12 protein-coding genes and 1 pseudogene are annotated in these 15,477 nt (G+C 73.0%); 6 read left to right on the forward strand and 7 right to left on the reverse strand.

Going from position 1 to position 15,477, the window contains the following annotated elements:
• Nucleotides 1-107: 107 nt before the first annotated feature.
• Together OG338_RS22865 and OG338_RS22870 are read right to left on the reverse strand one after the other, a co-directional pair.
• Complete coding sequence (locus OG338_RS22865) at nucleotides 108-1,244, reverse strand: hypothetical protein (RefSeq protein ID WP_405939091.1); 1,137 nt, start codon at nucleotides 1,242-1,244, stop codon at nucleotides 108-110.
• 26 nt (nucleotides 1,245-1,270) lie between these two features.
• Nucleotides 1,271-1,924: pseudogene (locus tag OG338_RS22870) on the reverse strand (ABC transporter ATP-binding protein); the annotation flags it as partial.
• 340 nt (nucleotides 1,925-2,264) lie between these two features.
• Between OG338_RS22870 and OG338_RS22875 the strand changes: the two are divergent.
• The gene (locus tag OG338_RS22875; RefSeq protein WP_405939092.1) at nucleotides 2,265-3,704 is read left to right on the forward strand and encodes a gamma-aminobutyraldehyde dehydrogenase; all 1,440 of its coding nucleotides are present in this window, start codon (nucleotides 2,265-2,267) and stop codon (nucleotides 3,702-3,704) included.
• Between the two features lie 114 nt (nucleotides 3,705-3,818).
• Entirely contained in the window at nucleotides 3,819-4,349 is a 531-nt protein-coding gene (locus tag OG338_RS22880; RefSeq protein ID WP_405939093.1) for a hypothetical protein, read from the forward strand.
• Between the two features lie 24 nt (nucleotides 4,350-4,373).
• Here OG338_RS22880 and OG338_RS22885 read toward each other — a convergent pair whose 3' ends face one another.
• Together OG338_RS22885 and OG338_RS22890 are read right to left on the reverse strand one after the other, a co-directional pair.
• Nucleotides 4,374-5,075: a glycerophosphodiester phosphodiesterase gene (locus tag OG338_RS22885; protein WP_405939094.1), complete on the reverse strand. Its 702-nt coding sequence runs from the start codon at nucleotides 5,073-5,075 to the stop codon at nucleotides 4,374-4,376.
• A gap of 24 nt (nucleotides 5,076-5,099) precedes the next feature.
• Nucleotides 5,100-6,134, reverse strand: coding sequence for an adenosine deaminase (locus OG338_RS22890; RefSeq protein ID WP_405939095.1), 1,035 nt, complete (start codon nucleotides 6,132-6,134; stop codon nucleotides 5,100-5,102).
• Nucleotides 6,135-6,383: 249 nt separating this feature from the next.
• On the opposite strand from OG338_RS22890, the gene OG338_RS22895 reads away from it, so the two are divergent.
• Nucleotides 6,384-7,268 (forward strand): DUF4190 domain-containing protein, encoded by an 885-nt coding sequence (locus tag OG338_RS22895; protein WP_405940505.1) that lies wholly within the window; start codon nucleotides 6,384-6,386, stop codon nucleotides 7,266-7,268.
• A 61-nt stretch (nucleotides 7,269-7,329) separates the two neighbouring features.
• Here the strand turns inward: OG338_RS22895 and OG338_RS22900 are convergent, their stop codons facing one another.
• The gene (locus OG338_RS22900) at nucleotides 7,330-7,899 is read right to left on the reverse strand and encodes an NADAR family protein (RefSeq protein WP_405940506.1); all 570 of its coding nucleotides are present in this window, start codon (nucleotides 7,897-7,899) and stop codon (nucleotides 7,330-7,332) included.
• A gap of 167 nt (nucleotides 7,900-8,066) precedes the next feature.
• Here OG338_RS22900 and OG338_RS22905 point away from each other — a divergent pair, with 167 nt between their 5' ends.
• Both OG338_RS22905 and OG338_RS22910 read left to right on the forward strand, forming a co-directional pair.
• Nucleotides 8,067-8,525, forward strand: coding sequence for a hypothetical protein (locus OG338_RS22905; RefSeq protein ID WP_405939096.1), 459 nt, complete (start codon nucleotides 8,067-8,069; stop codon nucleotides 8,523-8,525).
• A gap of 100 nt (nucleotides 8,526-8,625) precedes the next feature.
• Entirely contained in the window at nucleotides 8,626-10,461 is a 1,836-nt protein-coding gene (locus OG338_RS22910) for a chitinase (protein WP_405939097.1), read from the forward strand.
• Here the strand turns inward: OG338_RS22910 and OG338_RS22915 are convergent.
• Entirely contained in the window at nucleotides 10,415-11,233 is an 819-nt protein-coding gene (locus OG338_RS22915) for a phosphatase PAP2 family protein (RefSeq protein WP_405939098.1), read from the reverse strand. The genes OG338_RS22910 and OG338_RS22915 overlap by 47 nt on opposite strands.
• A gap of 101 nt (nucleotides 11,234-11,334) precedes the next feature.
• Nucleotides 11,335-12,675 (reverse strand): 4-aminobutyrate--2-oxoglutarate transaminase, encoded by a 1,341-nt coding sequence (gene gabT / locus OG338_RS22920; protein WP_405939099.1) that lies wholly within the window; start codon nucleotides 12,673-12,675, stop codon nucleotides 11,335-11,337.
• A 248-nt stretch (nucleotides 12,676-12,923) separates the two neighbouring features.
• On the opposite strand from gabT, the gene OG338_RS22925 reads away from it, so the two are divergent.
• Nucleotides 12,924-15,344: an ATP/GTP-binding protein gene (locus OG338_RS22925; RefSeq protein WP_405939100.1), complete on the forward strand. Its 2,421-nt coding sequence runs from the start codon at nucleotides 12,924-12,926 to the stop codon at nucleotides 15,342-15,344.
• The last annotated feature ends 133 nt before the right edge of the window (nucleotides 15,345-15,477 follow it).

A 15,477-nucleotide genomic window follows, 5' to 3' on the forward strand; every position in this document is an offset into this window, starting at 1 on the left:
GAAACCCTGCCGCTGCGTCAAGGTCAACCGCGGGCCGCTCACGAAAAGTCGCGTTTAACCGGCCGGGCAAGGGGCCCGGCCGGTCCGGTGGTCGCGTCCGGCCGCGCTCAGGGGGTCAGCGGCAGCGCGGCCAGTTCGGCGATTGCCCAGGTGAGCGGGGCGAAGAGGGCCAGCAGCGCCACCGCGCGCAACGCGGTCGCCGCGCGCAGCGCCGAGGCCGGGGCCCCGAGCCGTAGCAGCGCCCTGGCCGTCTCGGCGCGGGCCTGGCGGGCCTCCAGGGCCGAGGTCAGCAGCGTCGCCGTGGTGCAGCCGACGACGAGCACCGCCCCCAGCGCGGTGAGCGGGCCGAACGGCCGGGGCCCGGTCCCGTACAGCGCGAAGGCGGCGATGACCGCCGACAGGACCGCGCAGACGATGCCGAGCGGGCGGCCGATCCGGCGCGCCTCGTCCATCAGGACCCGGCCGGCCAGCAGGCGTACGGCACCGGGCCGGGCCGTCTGGAGCAGCTTGCCGCACAGGTAGGTCAGGCCGGGGCCCGCCGTGGCCAGGCCGATCGCCGTGAGCGTCCAGCCGACGAGCACCCAGGCCGGGGTGGAGTCCAGTTTGCCCGGCAGCGGGAAGGGGCTGCCGGGCGTGCCCCGGCTCGCGTACGCCTCGACCGCGAGACCGGCCGCGGTCAGGGCCACCCCCCAGGGCAGCCCGCCCGGCGGCGCGGCGGGGGCCGGGATCTCCTCGGCGGGCACCGGGTCGCCGCCGTCGTCCGTCTCGCGCGCCGCCCCCGCCGGGCGGCCGCGCAGCGCCAGCGCACTGCCCGTCGCGGCCGCCACCGGCACCAGGGCCAGCAGGACCAGCACGGCGGCGATCGGCAGCGACGCGTCCGCGCCGAGCAGCCCGGCGGCGGCGCCGTCGAACGGCAGTCCGGACAGGTCACCGCGCAGATGGAGGAAGAACAGCAGCGCCACCGCGGAGCCGAGCGTGCACGAGACGGCGGTGGAGACCGCGGCGAGCACGCTGAGCTTCACCGGCCCGAGGCCCACGGCGGACAGCCCGCTGCGCGGCCGGGTGCTCGGGTCCGTACGGGCCACCGCGACGGCGAACTGCACGGTGGCGGCCAGCGGGATGAAGCACCACAGCAGCCGCAGCACCGAACCCGCCGAATCCGGGTGCCCGGCGGCGTAACCGAGGGCGCACAGGAGGAGGAAACCGACCCCGGCGGAGGCGGCCGCGACCAGCAGCCGCCGCATCAGGACCAGTGGATGGGAACCGCGGGCTAGACGGAGAGCGAGCACGCCGCGCGCCCCTCCGGATCGGCTTCGGCGGGCAGCCCGACGGTGGCGACCCGGCGCCCGTCGAGCAGCGGCACCACGCGGTCGGCGAGCGCGGCGATCTCGGCGTCGTGCGTGGCGAGCACCACCGTGATCCCGTGCGAGCGGGCGGCACTGGTCAGGGTCCGCAGGACGTGCGTGCGGTCCGTGCGGTGCAGCGTCGCGGTCGGCTCGTCGGCGAAGATCACCGAGGGCCCGGCGGCCAGCGCGCGGGCCACGGCGATCCGCTGCCGCTGGCTCTGCTGGAGGGTGTGCGGGCGCTTCTTGGCGCAGGTGCCGATGTCCAGGCGCTCCAGCCACTCCATGGCGGCCTTCCTGGCCTCCCGGTGCGAGGCGCCGCGCAGCAGGAGCGGCAGGGCGGTGTTCTCCCAGGTGTTCAGCTCCGGGACGAGCTGCGGTTCGGGGGCGATCCAGCCGAACTTGTCGCGGCGCAGCCGCTCGCGCAGCCGCGGCCCCATCGTGTGCACGGGCACGCTGTTGAACCAGACCTCGCCCTGCTCGGGCACCAGCTGGCCGGAGAGGCAGTGCAGCAGCGTCGTCTTGCCGCTGCCGCGCGGACCGGTGACCGCGAGGATCTCGCCGTCGCGGATGCCCAGGGAGACCCCGCCGAGCGCGGGTGAGCCGTTGTGGGAGTGCTGTAGGGAACGCGCCCAGATCACATCGTTGTCCGGCGGGGCCACCATGGCGTACACCTCGGTTCAGATCAGATATCCCGTCCCCTGTACGGGGGAACGAAGAGGGGGCCGATCGGTCACTCGGCACCGTAAGGATTCGGATCGCGGTGAGCGGACAGCACGCGGCCCGGGCCCGCCTCTTCCCACTCGATCGGGCGCATACCGGCCGCTCCTGAGCCCGGGGGAAGCCTCGCCCGGCACAGCACACCGGTGCCCGACTACGCTGGTCGTCTCACCCATTGGACATTTACGAGGAGGGGTGGCCGTGACCGCCGAGGTACGCCGTCTGCGCAACTACATCAACGGGGAGTTCCGGGACGCCGCCGACGGGCGGACGATCGACGTGGTCAACCCGGTGACCGAGGAGGTCTACGCGACCTCGCCGCTCTCCGGCCCCGCCGACGTCGACGCCGCGATGGCCGCCGCCGCGGCCGCGTTCCCCGCCTGGCGCGACGCCACACCGGCCGAGCGCCAGCGCGCCCTGCTCAGGATCGCGGACGCCTTCGAGGAGCGGGCCGAGGACCTCATCGCCGCCGAGTCCGAGAACACCGGCAAGCCGCTCGGGCTGACCCGCACCGAAGAGATCCCGCCGATGGTGGACCAGATCCGCTTCTTCGCGGGCGCCGCCCGGCTCCTGGAGGGGCGCTCGGCCGGTGAGTACATGGAGGGGCTGACCTCCATCGTGCGCCGCGAACCGGTCGGCGTCTGTGCGCAGGTCGCGCCGTGGAACTACCCGATGATGATGGCCGTCTGGAAGTTCGCCCCGGCGCTCGCCGCGGGCAACACCGTCGTCATCAAGCCGTCCGACACCACGCCCGCCTCGACCGTGCTGATCGCCGAGATCATCGGGCAGCTGCTGCCCAGGGGCGTCTTCAACGTCATCTGCGGCGACCGCGACACCGGCCGCGCGATGGTCGAGCACCGGACCCCGGCGATGGCCTCCATCACGGGCTCGGTGCGGGCGGGTATGCAGGTCGCCGAGTCGGCCGCCAAGGACGTCAAGCGGGTCCACCTGGAGCTCGGCGGCAAGGCGCCCGTCGTCGTCTTCGAGGACACCGACCTCGCCAAGGCCGTCGAGGACATCTCGGTCGCGGGCTACTTCAACGCCGGCCAGGACTGCACGGCCGCCACCCGCGTGCTGGTTCACGAGTCCATCCACGACGAGTTCGTCACCGCGCTCGCCAAGGCCGCCGCCGACACGAAGACCGGCCTGCCGGACGACGAGGACGTGCTCTACGGCCCGCTCAACAACGCCAACCAGCTGGCCCAGGTCAGCGGCTTCATCGAGCGCCTTCCCGCCCACGCCCGGGTCGAGGCCGGCGGCCACCGGGTCGGCGACAAGGGCTACTTCTACGCCCCGACCGTCGTCTCCGGGCTCAAGCAGGACGACGAGATCATTCAGCACGAGGTCTTCGGACCCGTCATCACCGTCCAGTCGTTCCGCGACGAGGCCCAGGCAGTGGAGTGGGCCAACGGTGTCGAATACGCCCTCGCCTCCTCGGTGTGGACCAAGGACCACGCGCGCGCCATGCGGATGTCCAAGAACCTGGACTTCGGCTGCGTCTGGATCAACACCCACATCCCGCTGGTCGCCGAGATGCCGCACGGCGGTTTCAAGAAGTCCGGTTACGGCAAGGACCTCTCGGCCTACGGCTTCGAGGACTACACGCGCATCAAGCACGTGATGACGTCCATCGAGGGCTGAGCGAACACCCCGCGCCCCCGTGCGAACCGGCCGGTTCACACGGGGGCGCGGCCCGTGCTGCCCTCTACCGGGGGTGGCGTAAAGAGCCGGTAAATGCGGGCGTACGCTGCGGACATGAGCGAGCAACGCGCCTTGCGACGGCGTATACGCGTGTGGTTGGTCGTCTTCATCGTCTGTCTGGTACTGAGCGGGCTGACCGCCTTCCCGCTCGTCCACGAACTGCGGTGGACCGAGGATCTGCTGACGTCCTCGGCCTCTCCCGTCCCCGAACACCTCCCCGGCCTGCTGGACTGGATCACCCGCGTCCGCACCGGCCTCGACGAGGCCGACGCCCGGTATCCCTTCGTGCTGTACGGCACCGACTGGCTGGCCTTCGCCCACCTGGTCATCGCGGTCGCCTTCTACGGGCCCTTCCGCGACCCGGTCCGCAACATCTGGGTCATCGAGTTCGGCATGATCGCCTGCGCCGGGGTCATCCCGCTCGCGCTGATCTGCGGCCCGATCCGCGACATCCCGTTCTGGTGGTCGGTCATCGACATGTCGTTCGGCGTCTTCGGAGTGATCCCGCTGCTGATCGTGCACCGCAAGATCAAGCGCCTTGAGGCCATGGAGCGGGCACCTGAGCCGGAGCCGGTGGCGGCCTGACGCGACTGCGGTACGGGGGCCGGGTCACCGGCCCCCGTACCGGTCGATCAGCTTGCGGAGCACGTCGATCCGGTTGGTGGTGACGGAGTCCACGCCGTGCGCGAGCAGCCGGCGCATCGTCCGCCCGGTGTCGGCGGTCCAGGCCGAGACCAGCAGCCCGTCGCGGTGGTTGCGGTCCGCCAGCTCCCGGCTGACCAGACCGAACCGGTAGTTCAGCCAGCGCGGCCGGACCGCGTCGAGCAGCGCCGCACGCGGCGGGGCGAGCGTCGTCCAGGTCATCGCGATCTCGGCCGACGGGTCGGCCGCCCGCACCCGCAGCATCGCCTCGGGCCCCGCGCAGTAGTACACGCGCTCACCGGCCCCGCACTCCCGCACCACGCCCACCGTGCGCTTCACCGACTCCGGTGTGGAGCCCGGCAGATCGATCATCACGCGGTGCGCGCCGACGGCGAGCAGCGCCTCGCGCAGTGACGGCACCCCGCCCGCCGTCAGCTCGGTCAGCTCCTGGTGGCTGAGCCGGTCCAGCCGCAGGTCATGGCCCCACAGCCGGTCCAGCGTGGCGTCGTGCAGCAGGACCGGCACCCCGTCCCGGGTGACCCGGACGTCGATCTCCACCGCGTCCGCCCCGCGTTCGAGCGCGGAACGGATCGAGGCGAGGGTGTTCTCGCGGGCGCGGTACGGATCGCCGCGATGCGCGACGGCGGTGACAGGCATGGGGATGGGCATGGGGCCATTGTCACCGCCGGTGCGTCAGCGCCCGGCGCGGGTCAGCCAGTTGGCGGTGTACGTGTCGATCTCGTCGGACAGCGTCCGCTTGCCGGCCGGGTCCAGGAAGGACGCCTCGACGGCGTTCTTCGCGAGCGCGGCCAGACCCTGCTCGTCCAGGCCGAGGATGCGGGCGGCCACCGCGTACTCGTTGTTGAGGTCGGTGCCGAACATGGGCGGGTCGTCGCTGTTGATCGTGACCAGTACCCCGGCCTGGACCATCTCGCGGACCGGGTGCTGCTCGATGTCCTGCACGGCCCGGGTCGCGATGTTGGACGTGGGGCAGACCTCCAGGGCGATACGCCGCTCGGCGAGGTGGTCCAGCAGCTTGGGGTCGGCGACCGAGCTGGTGCCGTGGCCGATGCGCTCGGCGCGCAGCTCGGTCAGCGCGTCCCAGACGGTCTGCGGGCCCGTGGTCTCCCCGGCGTGCGGCACCGAGTGCAGGCCCTCGGCGATCGCGCGGTCGAAGTAGGGCTTGAACTGCGGGCGGTCCACACCGATCTCCGGGCCGCCGAGGCCGAACGACACCAGCCCCTCCGGCCGCAGGTCCACCGCGAGCCGGGTGGTCTCCTCGGCGGCCTCAAGACCGGCCTCACCGGGGATGTCGAAGCACCAGCGCAGTACGACGCCGAGCTCCCGCTCGGCCGCCTTGCGGGCGTCCTCGATCGCCTCCATGAACCCCTGCTCGGGAATGCCGCGCCGGGTCGAGGAGAACGGGGTGACCGTCAGCTCCGCGTACCGGATGTTCTGCCGGGCCATGTCCCGGGCGACCTCGTACGTCAGCACCCGGACGTCCTCCGGGGTGCGGATCAGGTCCACGACCGACAGGTAGACGTCGATGAAGTGGGCGAAGTCGGTGAAGGTGAAATAGTCGGCCAGCGCCTCGGGGGCGGTGGGGACCTTGGAGTCGGGGTGGTGCGCGGCCAGCTCCGCGACGATGCGGGGGGAGGCCGAACCGACGTGGTGGACATGGAGCTCGGCCTTGGGCAGCCCCGCGATGAAGGGGTGCAGGTCGGTCATCGGGGCCTCCGTGGGAGTGGCGTGTGACGGGCTCCGGTCGTGGGGTGACCGGGGCGGGGGACGGGAGTCATCGTAGGACGGGCCCGTAGCATGACCGCATCACGATGGGGGAGGCCCATGTCAGACAACACGGATCAGCCTGCGGACGGGGCCGCACCGATCGATCCCTGGGCACCGCCGGAGCGGCGCACACCGGCGGCTCCGGGCGGCCCCGAGCCCTCGGACAGCCCGGCGCCCCCGGTCGGCCGCGTGCCCCTGGACAAGAAGCCCGGCGCCGGGACCCCCGGCCCCGACGCCCCGCACACCCCGGCCGGCGGAACCCCGGCCGACGGAATACCCGGCGACGGCATATCCGGCGCCCCGCGCCCGCCCGCCGTGCACGACCAGCAGACGGTCACCTCCATGCCGGGCATCGGTACGGGACCCGTCCCGCCCACCGGATTCGGCACCCCGCAGACCGGGCCCGCCGGATGGGCCGCGCCCGGAACACCCGGGTCACCCGGAACACCCGGAACGCCCGGGTCCGTGCCCCCGCCGCCGGTCGGGCCGAACGGCCCGGGCCAGGCCGGACCGCCGCCGCAGGACGGCTTCCCGGGCACCCAGCCCCAGGAGGGCTACCCCGGCACCCCGCCGCAGTACGGCTACCCCGGCCCGCAGGCCCCCGGATACGGCTACCCCGGCGCCCAGCCCCCGCAGTTCGGCTACCCCGCCGGGCAGGCGCCGCAGTACGGCTACCAGGGCTACCCCGGCTACGGGAACCCCTGGGGCGGACCGGGGCCCGCCAACGGGATGGGCATCGCCGCCCTGGTGCTCGGCATCATCGCGACGGCCGGCTTCTGCATGTACGGCCTGGGCATCGTCCTCGGCGTCCTCGCGCTGATCTTCGGCATCATCGGCCGCGGCCGCGCCCAGCGGGGCGAGGCCGACAACGGGGGCGTGGCGCTGGCCGGGATCATCCTCGGCTCCATCGGGATCGTCATCAGCGCGGCCTTCCTCGGCTTCTTCATCTGGCTCGTGACCAACGACGAGTTCGACAACGAGGACAGCGGGTCCGACTACGAGCCCGCGCCCGTCTCCCTGGTCGCCGAGGCGCGCGGACTCCCGCCGCTGGGCCACTTCTCCGTACGGGCCTGAGCGCACCGGGACCACGGCTCGCGGGGCGACGGGGGACACCCCCGCCGCCCCGCGAGCCGTCTCATACGGACTCCGCCGCGCCCCGCAGCTCCCCCCGGGCCGCCATCAGCGCGAACCCGAGCAGATTGAGCCCGCGCCACTCCGCGGGGTCCTGGGCGCGCGGGTCGTCGGCCGCGAGCCCGATGCCCCAGATCCGGTCCATGGGGCTCGCCTCCACCAGCACCCGGTCGCCGGTGCGCAGCAGGAACGCGCCCAGCTCGGGGTCCTGGCCGAACTTGTGCGCGCTGCCCGCCACCACCAGGCCGTACCGCTCCCGCTTCCAGACGGTGTCCTCGAAGCCCCGGACCAGGCGGCCGATCTTCTTCGCCTCGGCCGGGCTCTTCGCCGCCACCGCCCGCTCCGCCGCCTCCGCGTCGCCGAACAGGCGGGCCTTGCCGGCCATCATCCAGTGCTCCGCCGACGCGTATGTCACTCCGTCGACCGTGAACGGCGAGGGCCACCACTGACTGAGGCAGCTCGCGCCGATGGAGCCGTCCGGGCGCGGCCGGTGCCCCCAGAAGCGCAGGTACTTCACCTTCTCGCCGCGGCCGGCCAGCCCGACGAGGTCTTCGATACTGCGCACGTCCCCCATGTGTTCCATGCTCCGGAGTCTGCCACCCGCCACTGACAACGGTCCGGCGTGACCTAGATCACTACCAATGAGTAGCCGAACCCGCGTCATGAACGGGCCCGGGCCCGCTCTCTCCCGTGAACGCGCCCGCCGCCCGGCCGGCGCGACCCGGACTACGGAGGCGGGCCATGAAGGGCTCGGAGGTCAGGGCAGCGGTCGAGTGGCTGGCGTCGGCGGCGCCCGATCCGCTCGCCTGCCGGTGGGACTGGGAGCGCGATCCGCGGGGGATCGCGCTGCTGCCCGCCGGCCGGCGCTGGGACGTACTGATCCTGCCGGGGGAGCTGGGCTATCCCACGCTCGACGTGCTCACCCGGCTCATCGACCGGCCCGGCCCGGTCCTCGCGGACTTCGGTGAGTCCCGGATGGGGTTCTTCGTGCCGCCGGGCACCGTCGCCCGCTGGGTCGGCACGGGCATCCGGGGGGCCGGGCACGGCACCTGGATCGTCGTCCCACACCCGGGCCGCCCGGCCGGAAAGGTGCGCTGGCTCGTCCCGCCCGACGGCTCCGGCACCCTCACCGACGCCGCGCTCCTGGAGCTCGCGATGCACGAGGCGGCGGCCGGTCCCGCAGGCGGCGAGGAGGTCTGACGGTGCCAGAGGTCTTGACAACCCGATTGGTCTGGACCATGTTGTGCGCGCCGCATCAATTCCCCGCGTCGCACCAATTCCCCCCTGTACGGAGGCCGTTGTGGAACGCACAAGACCCCCCGCCCGCCTGACCGGACTTGTGGCCGCCTTCTCGGCCGCCCTGCTCGCCGCGGGCGGTCTCGCCGCCTCGGCCCCCACCGCCGCCGCGGCCGACGCCGAGCTGGCGACCAACGGCACCTTCGAGGCCGGGCTGTCCGGCTGGAACTGCTCCGGCGGCAGCGGAGCGGCCGTCAGCACCCCCGTACACGGCGGGACTTCGGCGCTGAAGGCCACTCCGGCCGGCAGCGACAACGCGCAGTGCTCGCAGTCCGTGAAGGTCAAGCCCGGCTCCACGTACACGCTGAGCGCCTGGGTGCAGGGCAGTTACGTCTACCTCGGAGCCTCGGGCACCGGCACGACGGACGTCTCCACCTGGACGCAGTCCGCCCCCGGCTGGCAGAAGCTGACGACCACCTTCACGACCGGGCCGTCCACCACCTCGGTCGGCATCTACACGCACGGCTGGTACGGCACCCCGGCCTACTACGCCGACGACATCAGCCTCATCGGCCCCGGCGGCGACCCGGTCGTGCTGCCCTCCGCCCCCACGGCCCTCAAGGCCGGTACGGTCACCTCCTCCTCGGTCGCCCTGTCCTGGACGGGCTCCTCCGAGGCCACCGGCTACAACGTCTACCAGGGCGGCACCAAGGTCCGGAGCGTCACCGGGACCTCGGCCACCGTGACCGGACTCAGCGCCTCCACCGCGTACAGCTTCCAGGTCAGCGCCGTCAACGAGGCGGGCGAGTCCGCCAAGTCGGCCGCGGTCTCGGCGACCACCGGCAAGGGCGGCGACGACGGCGGTGACGGCGGTACCGGTACCCAGCTGCCGGCCCACGCGCTCGTCGGCTATCTGCACGCCAGCTTCGCCAACGGCTCCGGTTACACGCGCATGGCGGACGTCCCCGACTCCTGGGACGTCATCGACCTGGCCTTCGGTGAGCCGACCTCCGTCACCTCGGGCGACATCCGCTTCAAGCTCTGCCCGGTCGCCGAGTGCCCGAACGTCGAGTCGGAGGCCGAGTTCAAGGCGGCCATCAAGGCCAAGCAGGCCGCCGGCAAGAAGGTCCTGATCTCCATCGGCGGCCAGAACGGCCAGGTGCAGCTCGCCACCACCGCCGCCCGCGACATGTTCGTCTCCTCGGTGAGCAAGATCATCGACGAGTACGGTCTGGACGGCCTGGACATCGACTTCGAGGGCCACTCGCTCTCGCTGAACACCGGGGACACCGACTTCCGGAACCCCACCACCCCGGTGATCGTCAACCTGATCTCGGCGGTGAAGACCCTCAAGGCCAAGTACGGCGAGAAGTTCGTCCTCACCATGGCCCCGGAGACCTTCTTCGTCCAGCTCGGGTACCAGTACTACGGCTCCGGTCCCTGGGGCGGCCAGGACCCGCGCGCCGGTGCCTATCTGCCGGTGATCCACGCGCTGCGCGACGACCTCACCCTGCTGCACGTCCAGGACTACAACTCGGGCTCCATCATGGGCCTGGACAACCAGTACCACTCGATGGGCGGCGCCGACTTCCACATCGCGATGACCGACATGCTGATGGCCGGCTTCCCCGTCGCCGGTGACCAGACGAAGGTGTTCCCCGGACTGCGGCCCGACCAGATCGCGATCGGCCTGCCGGCCTCCACCCAGGCGGGCAACGGACACACCTCGCCCGCCGAGGTCACCAAGGCGCTCAACTGCCTCACCAAGAAGACCGACTGCGGCTCCTACACCACCCACGGCACCTGGTCGGGCCTGCGCGGCCTGATGACCTGGTCCGTCAACTGGGACCGCTTCAACAACTGGGAGTTCTCGAAGAACTTCGACGCCTACTTCGGCTGAGCACCCCGTACAACAGCAGGAGCAGCAGCCCGCACAGGAACCAGCTGCCCAGCACATCCAGCGGCCAGTGATAGCCGCGGAGCACCAGACCGATGCCCGTCATCGCCGTCAGCAGGACGGCGATGACGGGCATCATCCACCTGTGCCGCCCCCGCCCGGCGAGCAGCAGCGCCGAAGCCCCGTACGCCACCGCCGCCGTCGCCGCGTGCCCCGACGGGTAGTAGCCGGTGGCCTCCGTCAGCGGCCCGGGCCGGGCGATCCAGTCCTTCAGCGGTACGACGACCAGGGGCACCGCCGCCATCGCGAGCACTGCGGCCGGCGCCTCCCGCCACCGCCCGCGCAGCACCGACCAGCCGATCGCACAGGCCAGCACCGGAAGGGCGACCTGCATGTTGCCGAGATCGGCGAGGAATTCGGTGAGCCACCGGGGGCCGTGGCCGACGAGCGCCCGCCCGGCGCGCTCGTCGAGGCCGCGCAGCGGGCCGTCGGCGGCGATCTGCCAGGTGGTCAGCGCGAAGAGGGCCGACAGACCCGGGACCAGGGAGAGGAAGAAAGCCGTCCGCCCCGGAACTGGGGGGGTTGTTCCGGAGCGGACGAGTGGACCGGTTTGCCGCGCGCCCCGGGGGGTGTGGGGCGGGCGGCCATCCGATCGGTGAGGAGTTCCGGAGCGTGATGCCCCAGTGGTGTGCGCGAAGGCACGCCCGGGACGGTGCCGGGAAGGCTCCGACCCGGAATCACCCGCAGTCCCCTGCGGGCGGGGTGTTTCTCTCATCTGCGGAAACCGTACGTCAGGCGGAAGGGGACCGATAGCGGGTACGGTATCCCGCCATCGGCCCCCCACCTTTTCTTCACAGGCCCGCACGCGATCCGGGATCAGATCCCGGCGAAGGCGCCCTCCAGGACGTCCAGACCCTCGTTGAGCAGGTCCTCGCCGATCACCAGCGGCGGCAGGAAGCGCAGGACGTTGCCGTAGGTGCCGCAGGTCAGGACGAGGACGCCCGCGGCGTGGCACGCCTTCGCGAGCCGCGTCGCCGCCTCCGGGTGCGGGTCCTTCGTGCCCGGCTTCACCAGCTCGATCGCGATCATCGCGCCGCGGCCCCGGATGTCACCGATCAGCCCGCCGTTCGGCAGCGTCGCGCGCATCCCCTCCAGGCGGCCCTTCATGACCTCCTCGATGCGCTTCGCCTTCTTGTTCAGGTCCAGCTCGCGCATCGTCTCGATCGCCCCGAGGGCGCCCGCGCAGGCGACCGGGTTGCCGCCGAACGTACCGCCGAGGCCGCCCGCGTGCGCCGCGTCCATGATCTCGGCGCGGCCGGTCACGGCCGACAGCGGCAGGCCGCCCGCGATGCCCTTGGCCGTGGTGATCAGGTCCGGGAAGATGCCCTCGTCCTCACAGGCGAACCACTGGCCGGTCCGGCAGAAGCCCGACTGGATCTCGTCGGCCACGAAGACGATGCCGTTGTCCTTCGCGAACCGGGCGATCGCCGGCAGGAAGCCCTTGGCCGGCTCGATGAAGCCGCCCTCGCCCAGCACCGGCTCGATGATGATCGCGGCGACGTTCTCCGCGCCGATCTGCTTGCTGATCTGGTCGATGGCCTGGGCGGACGCCTCCGCACCGGCGTTCTCGGCACCGGTCGGCCAGCGGTAGCCGTACGCCACCGGCACCCGGTACACCTCCGGCGCGAACGGGCCGAAGCCCTGCTTGTACGGCATGTTCTTGGCGGTCAGCGCCATCGTGAGGTTCGTCCGGCCGTGGTAGCCGTGGTCGAACACGACGACCGCGGTGCGCTTGGTGTACGCGCGAGCGATCTTCACCGCGTTCTCGACGGCCTCGGCGCCCGAGTTGAACAGCGCCGACTTCTTCGCGTGGTCGCCCGGGGTCAGCTCGGCGAGCCGCTCGCAGACCTCCACGTACCCCTCGTACGGCGTGACCATGAAGCAGGTGTGGGTGAAGTCCGCGAGCTGCGCGGAGGCCCGGCGCACGACGGCCTCGGCGGAGGCGCCGACCGAGGTGACGGCGATGCCGGAACCGAAGTCGATCAGCCGGTTGCCGTCCACGTCCTCGATGATCCCGCCGCCCGCCCGCGCGGTGAACACCGGCAGCGTGGAGCCGACGCCCGCGGCGACCGCCGCGAGCCGGCGGTCTTGCAGCTCCACCGACTTCGGACCGGGGATGGCGGTGACGAGTCGGCGCTCCTGCGGGATTTCGGTCATGCGGGGCTCCTGGGGGTGTTTCGGACGCTTCTTCGTTGTGCAGGCTAGGCGCGGGACCGGGGGCGGGGCATGCTCCGATCGGTAGTGGTCGCGTACGTGTCGTTGTCCGCGAAGGACAGAAGCCGGTGCGGGCGTACGGGGCGCGATCCCGGCGGTCACCATCCGGGCGCGTTGCTGAACTCACCGTGTGCGCGCACTAGATTGACCGGTGCAGCGACGGACCTGGCTGGTCAAGGGGGCAACGGTTCATGGACAACGACGGTACGCACGGCGTGTGGGACACACGGGGCGCACAGCCGCCCGGCGCGCGGTCCGGAGGCTCCGTACCGCGTCCGGCCGGCCCGCCCCCGGCCCACCCGCCGGCCGTCCCGCCACCCGCCCGGCCCCCCGCCGCGCCGGTCCCCCTCGCGCACAGCCCGGCCCCGGGCACCGCCTCGCCCACCGCCGACTGGTTCAACGCCCGCCGCCCCGACGCCGGACCCGGCGTCTGGCGGTACGGATTCACCCCCCGGCCCGCCGAGCGCCCGCCGCGCCCCTCGCTGGTCGGCCCGGCCGCGACGCTGATCCTCTGGCTGCTGCTGTGGCTGCTGCTCTCGGCGCGCGCCGTCCCCTATGTGTTCAAGCCGATCGAGATCATCACCGGACCCAAGTGGTGGGTCCTGGGCGGCCTGCGGGAGGACGCGCCGGGCCTGGTGGTCGACTCCACCACCCTGTACTACGAGGTCCTGGTGCTCATCCTGGGCTTCTACGCCGCCCGGATCGGCGGCTGGGCCCACGTCCTGCGGTACTTCGCCGGCGAGCGGTTCGAACGCGTCCGGCTGACGCTGTCGGTGGCCGGCGCGGCGCTGCTGCTGTGGCTGGCCTGGACCCCGAAGGTGCCGCTGCTGCTCGTGCTCATGGGATCGGCGCAGGGGTGGCTGCTCAGCGGCGACCGGTTCAAGGCCACCGCGGCCGCCTACACCTGCTACGCGCTGACCACCGCCATCGTCGTGTGGCCCATCGCCCGCGCCGCGCACTGGGCGGACGCCCTCCGCGACCTCCGCGCCGGACGCGCGCCCACCCGCCCCCAGGGCGCCGAAGCCACCGCCCCGGCGGACGGCCCCCCGCGCGCCCAGTGGCCCGAGCTGCGCGCCGCCGGCTCCGCCGACGCGGCCGAGGCGCTGACCGCCGCCGTGTACGCGGGCCGGATGAACGACGTGGACTGCGTACGGGTGGGGCACGCCTGGACCGGGGCGCGCGGCCGCCCCGACCGCCTGGCCTCCTTCACCGAGACCGTGCTCCGCAAGGGCGCCGACGCCTTCCTGCACCCCTCCGGCCTCCGGGACGTGCCCCGGCGCACCGCCCCCCACGACCCGCTCACCGGCCAGGTCCGCATCGGGGAGTGCGCCGACGACCCGCGCAACCCCTACACCCGCCGGGGCTCCGGCCTGGCGCTGGACCCCGCGTCGCTCGGCACCTCCCTGCTCGCCGTCGGCCCGCCCGGCTCCGGCAAGACCGAGCGGATCGTCCGGCCCGTCGTGGAAGCCCTCGCGCTGCGGGCGCTCACCGGCCAGGCCGCGGTGCTCGCCGTCGGCGGGGCGGGCGGCGGGCTCGGCCCGGACGACGCCTACGACGTCGTCATCCGCATCGGCGACCCCGCGTCCCTGCACGACTTCGACCTGTACGGCGGCACCACCGACCCGGACGAGGCGGCGGAGGCCCTCGCCGAGGGGCTGGCCGGGGACATCCCCACCCTGGAGACCCGGCGCGCCGCGACCGTACTCGGACAGCTGCTCGGCCCGTTCCGCACGGTCCACGGCCGCTTCCCCTCCGTACCCGAGCTGCGGGAACTCCTCGAAGGCTCCGCCGCCGCGCTCGGCGCCCTGCGCCGGGCCCTGGCGGCCGGGGCACACCAGGCGATGCTGCGCGAGCTGGAGGCCCGGGCCCGCCAGGCGGGCGGCGGTGCCGACCCGGCCGCCGTCCTGGCCGACCGGATCGCCACGCTCGACCGGCCCGCCTTCGCGGGGTTCTTCGCCACCGGCGAGGACGCCCGGCCGTTCTCGCTGCGCTCCCTGGGCCGGCACCCGCTGCGGGTCCGCGTCGACCTGCCGGAGCGGGGCCACGCCGAGGCGTCCCGCATCCTGGCCCGCCTGGTGCTCGCCCAGTTCAACGCCGTCACCGCCGCCCGCACCGACCGCTCGCTGTTCGTCTGCCTCGTCCTGGACGACGCCACCCACGCCGTCACCGCCGACACCGTCCGGGGCATCCGCCGCCTCCGGTCCGTCAACGCGGGCGCGGTCCTCGCCCTGCGCACCCTGGACGACGTGCCGGAGGGGCTGCACACCGCGCTGCTCGGGGCCTTCGGCTGCACGATGGTCTTCCCCGGCCTCACCACCTGGGACGGCAAGCGCTTCGCGGAGGCGTGGGGGAAGGAGTGGGTGGAGGTCCGCGAGGTCGCCGAGCACGGCGTCTTCGCCGCCCAGCCGCTCACCCGCGCCCTGCACTCGCTGCGCAAGATGGCCACCGGCAAGGCGGTCACCACGGACGCGGTGACCGTCCGCCAGGTCGAGCGCGAGCGCTGGTCCGCCTCCGCGCTCGCGTACGAACTGCCGCACGGTCACGCGGTGCTCTCCCTGACCACCGTGGACGGCGAGCACATGCCCCCGCTGCTCGTACGGCTGGCCCGCTGAGACGGGGGAGGGGCGGCAGGGGCGCACGGGACACGAGTGGCAGCGGTGACAGAAACTCTGCCAACCTGGCAGAATCGCAGTGAGCCGTTCATACGGGACGGCGAAATCACTCCCTGCTGAATCGCCCCCTGCC

The organism is Streptomyces sp. NBC_00726, from assembly GCF_045161735.1.
In the GTDB taxonomy this organism is placed as follows: Bacteria; Actinomycetota; Actinomycetes; order Streptomycetales; family Streptomycetaceae; genus Streptomyces.

What these genes read in the sequence shown, in the direction of transcription:
- OG338_RS22900 (WP_405940506.1), bottom strand. Translation starts at nt 7,899, where the DNA reads ATGGGGGACGTGCGCAGTATCGAAGACCTCGTCGGGCTGGCCGGCCGC.
- OG338_RS22915 (WP_405939098.1), bottom strand. Translation starts at nt 11,233, where the DNA reads ATGAGAGAAACACCCCGCCCGCAGGGGACTGCGGGTGATTCCGGGTCG.
- OG338_RS22925 (WP_405939100.1), top strand. Translation starts at nt 12,924, where the DNA reads ATGGACAACGACGGTACGCACGGCGTGTGGGACACACGGGGCGCACAG.
- OG338_RS22890 (WP_405939095.1), bottom strand. Translation starts at nt 6,134, where the DNA reads ATGACCGACCTGCACCCCTTCATCGCGGGGCTGCCCAAGGCCGAGCTC.
- OG338_RS22885 (WP_405939094.1), bottom strand. Translation starts at nt 5,075, where the DNA reads ATGCCCATCCCCATGCCTGTCACCGCCGTCGCGCATCGCGGCGATCCG.
- OG338_RS22880 (WP_405939093.1), top strand. Translation starts at nt 3,819, where the DNA reads ATGAGCGAGCAACGCGCCTTGCGACGGCGTATACGCGTGTGGTTGGTC.
- OG338_RS22905 (WP_405939096.1), top strand. Translation starts at nt 8,067, where the DNA reads ATGAAGGGCTCGGAGGTCAGGGCAGCGGTCGAGTGGCTGGCGTCGGCG.
- OG338_RS22865 (WP_405939091.1), bottom strand. Translation starts at nt 1,244, where the DNA reads ATGCGGCGGCTGCTGGTCGCGGCCGCCTCCGCCGGGGTCGGTTTCCTC.
- gabT (WP_405939099.1), bottom strand. Translation starts at nt 12,675, where the DNA reads ATGACCGAAATCCCGCAGGAGCGCCGACTCGTCACCGCCATCCCCGGT.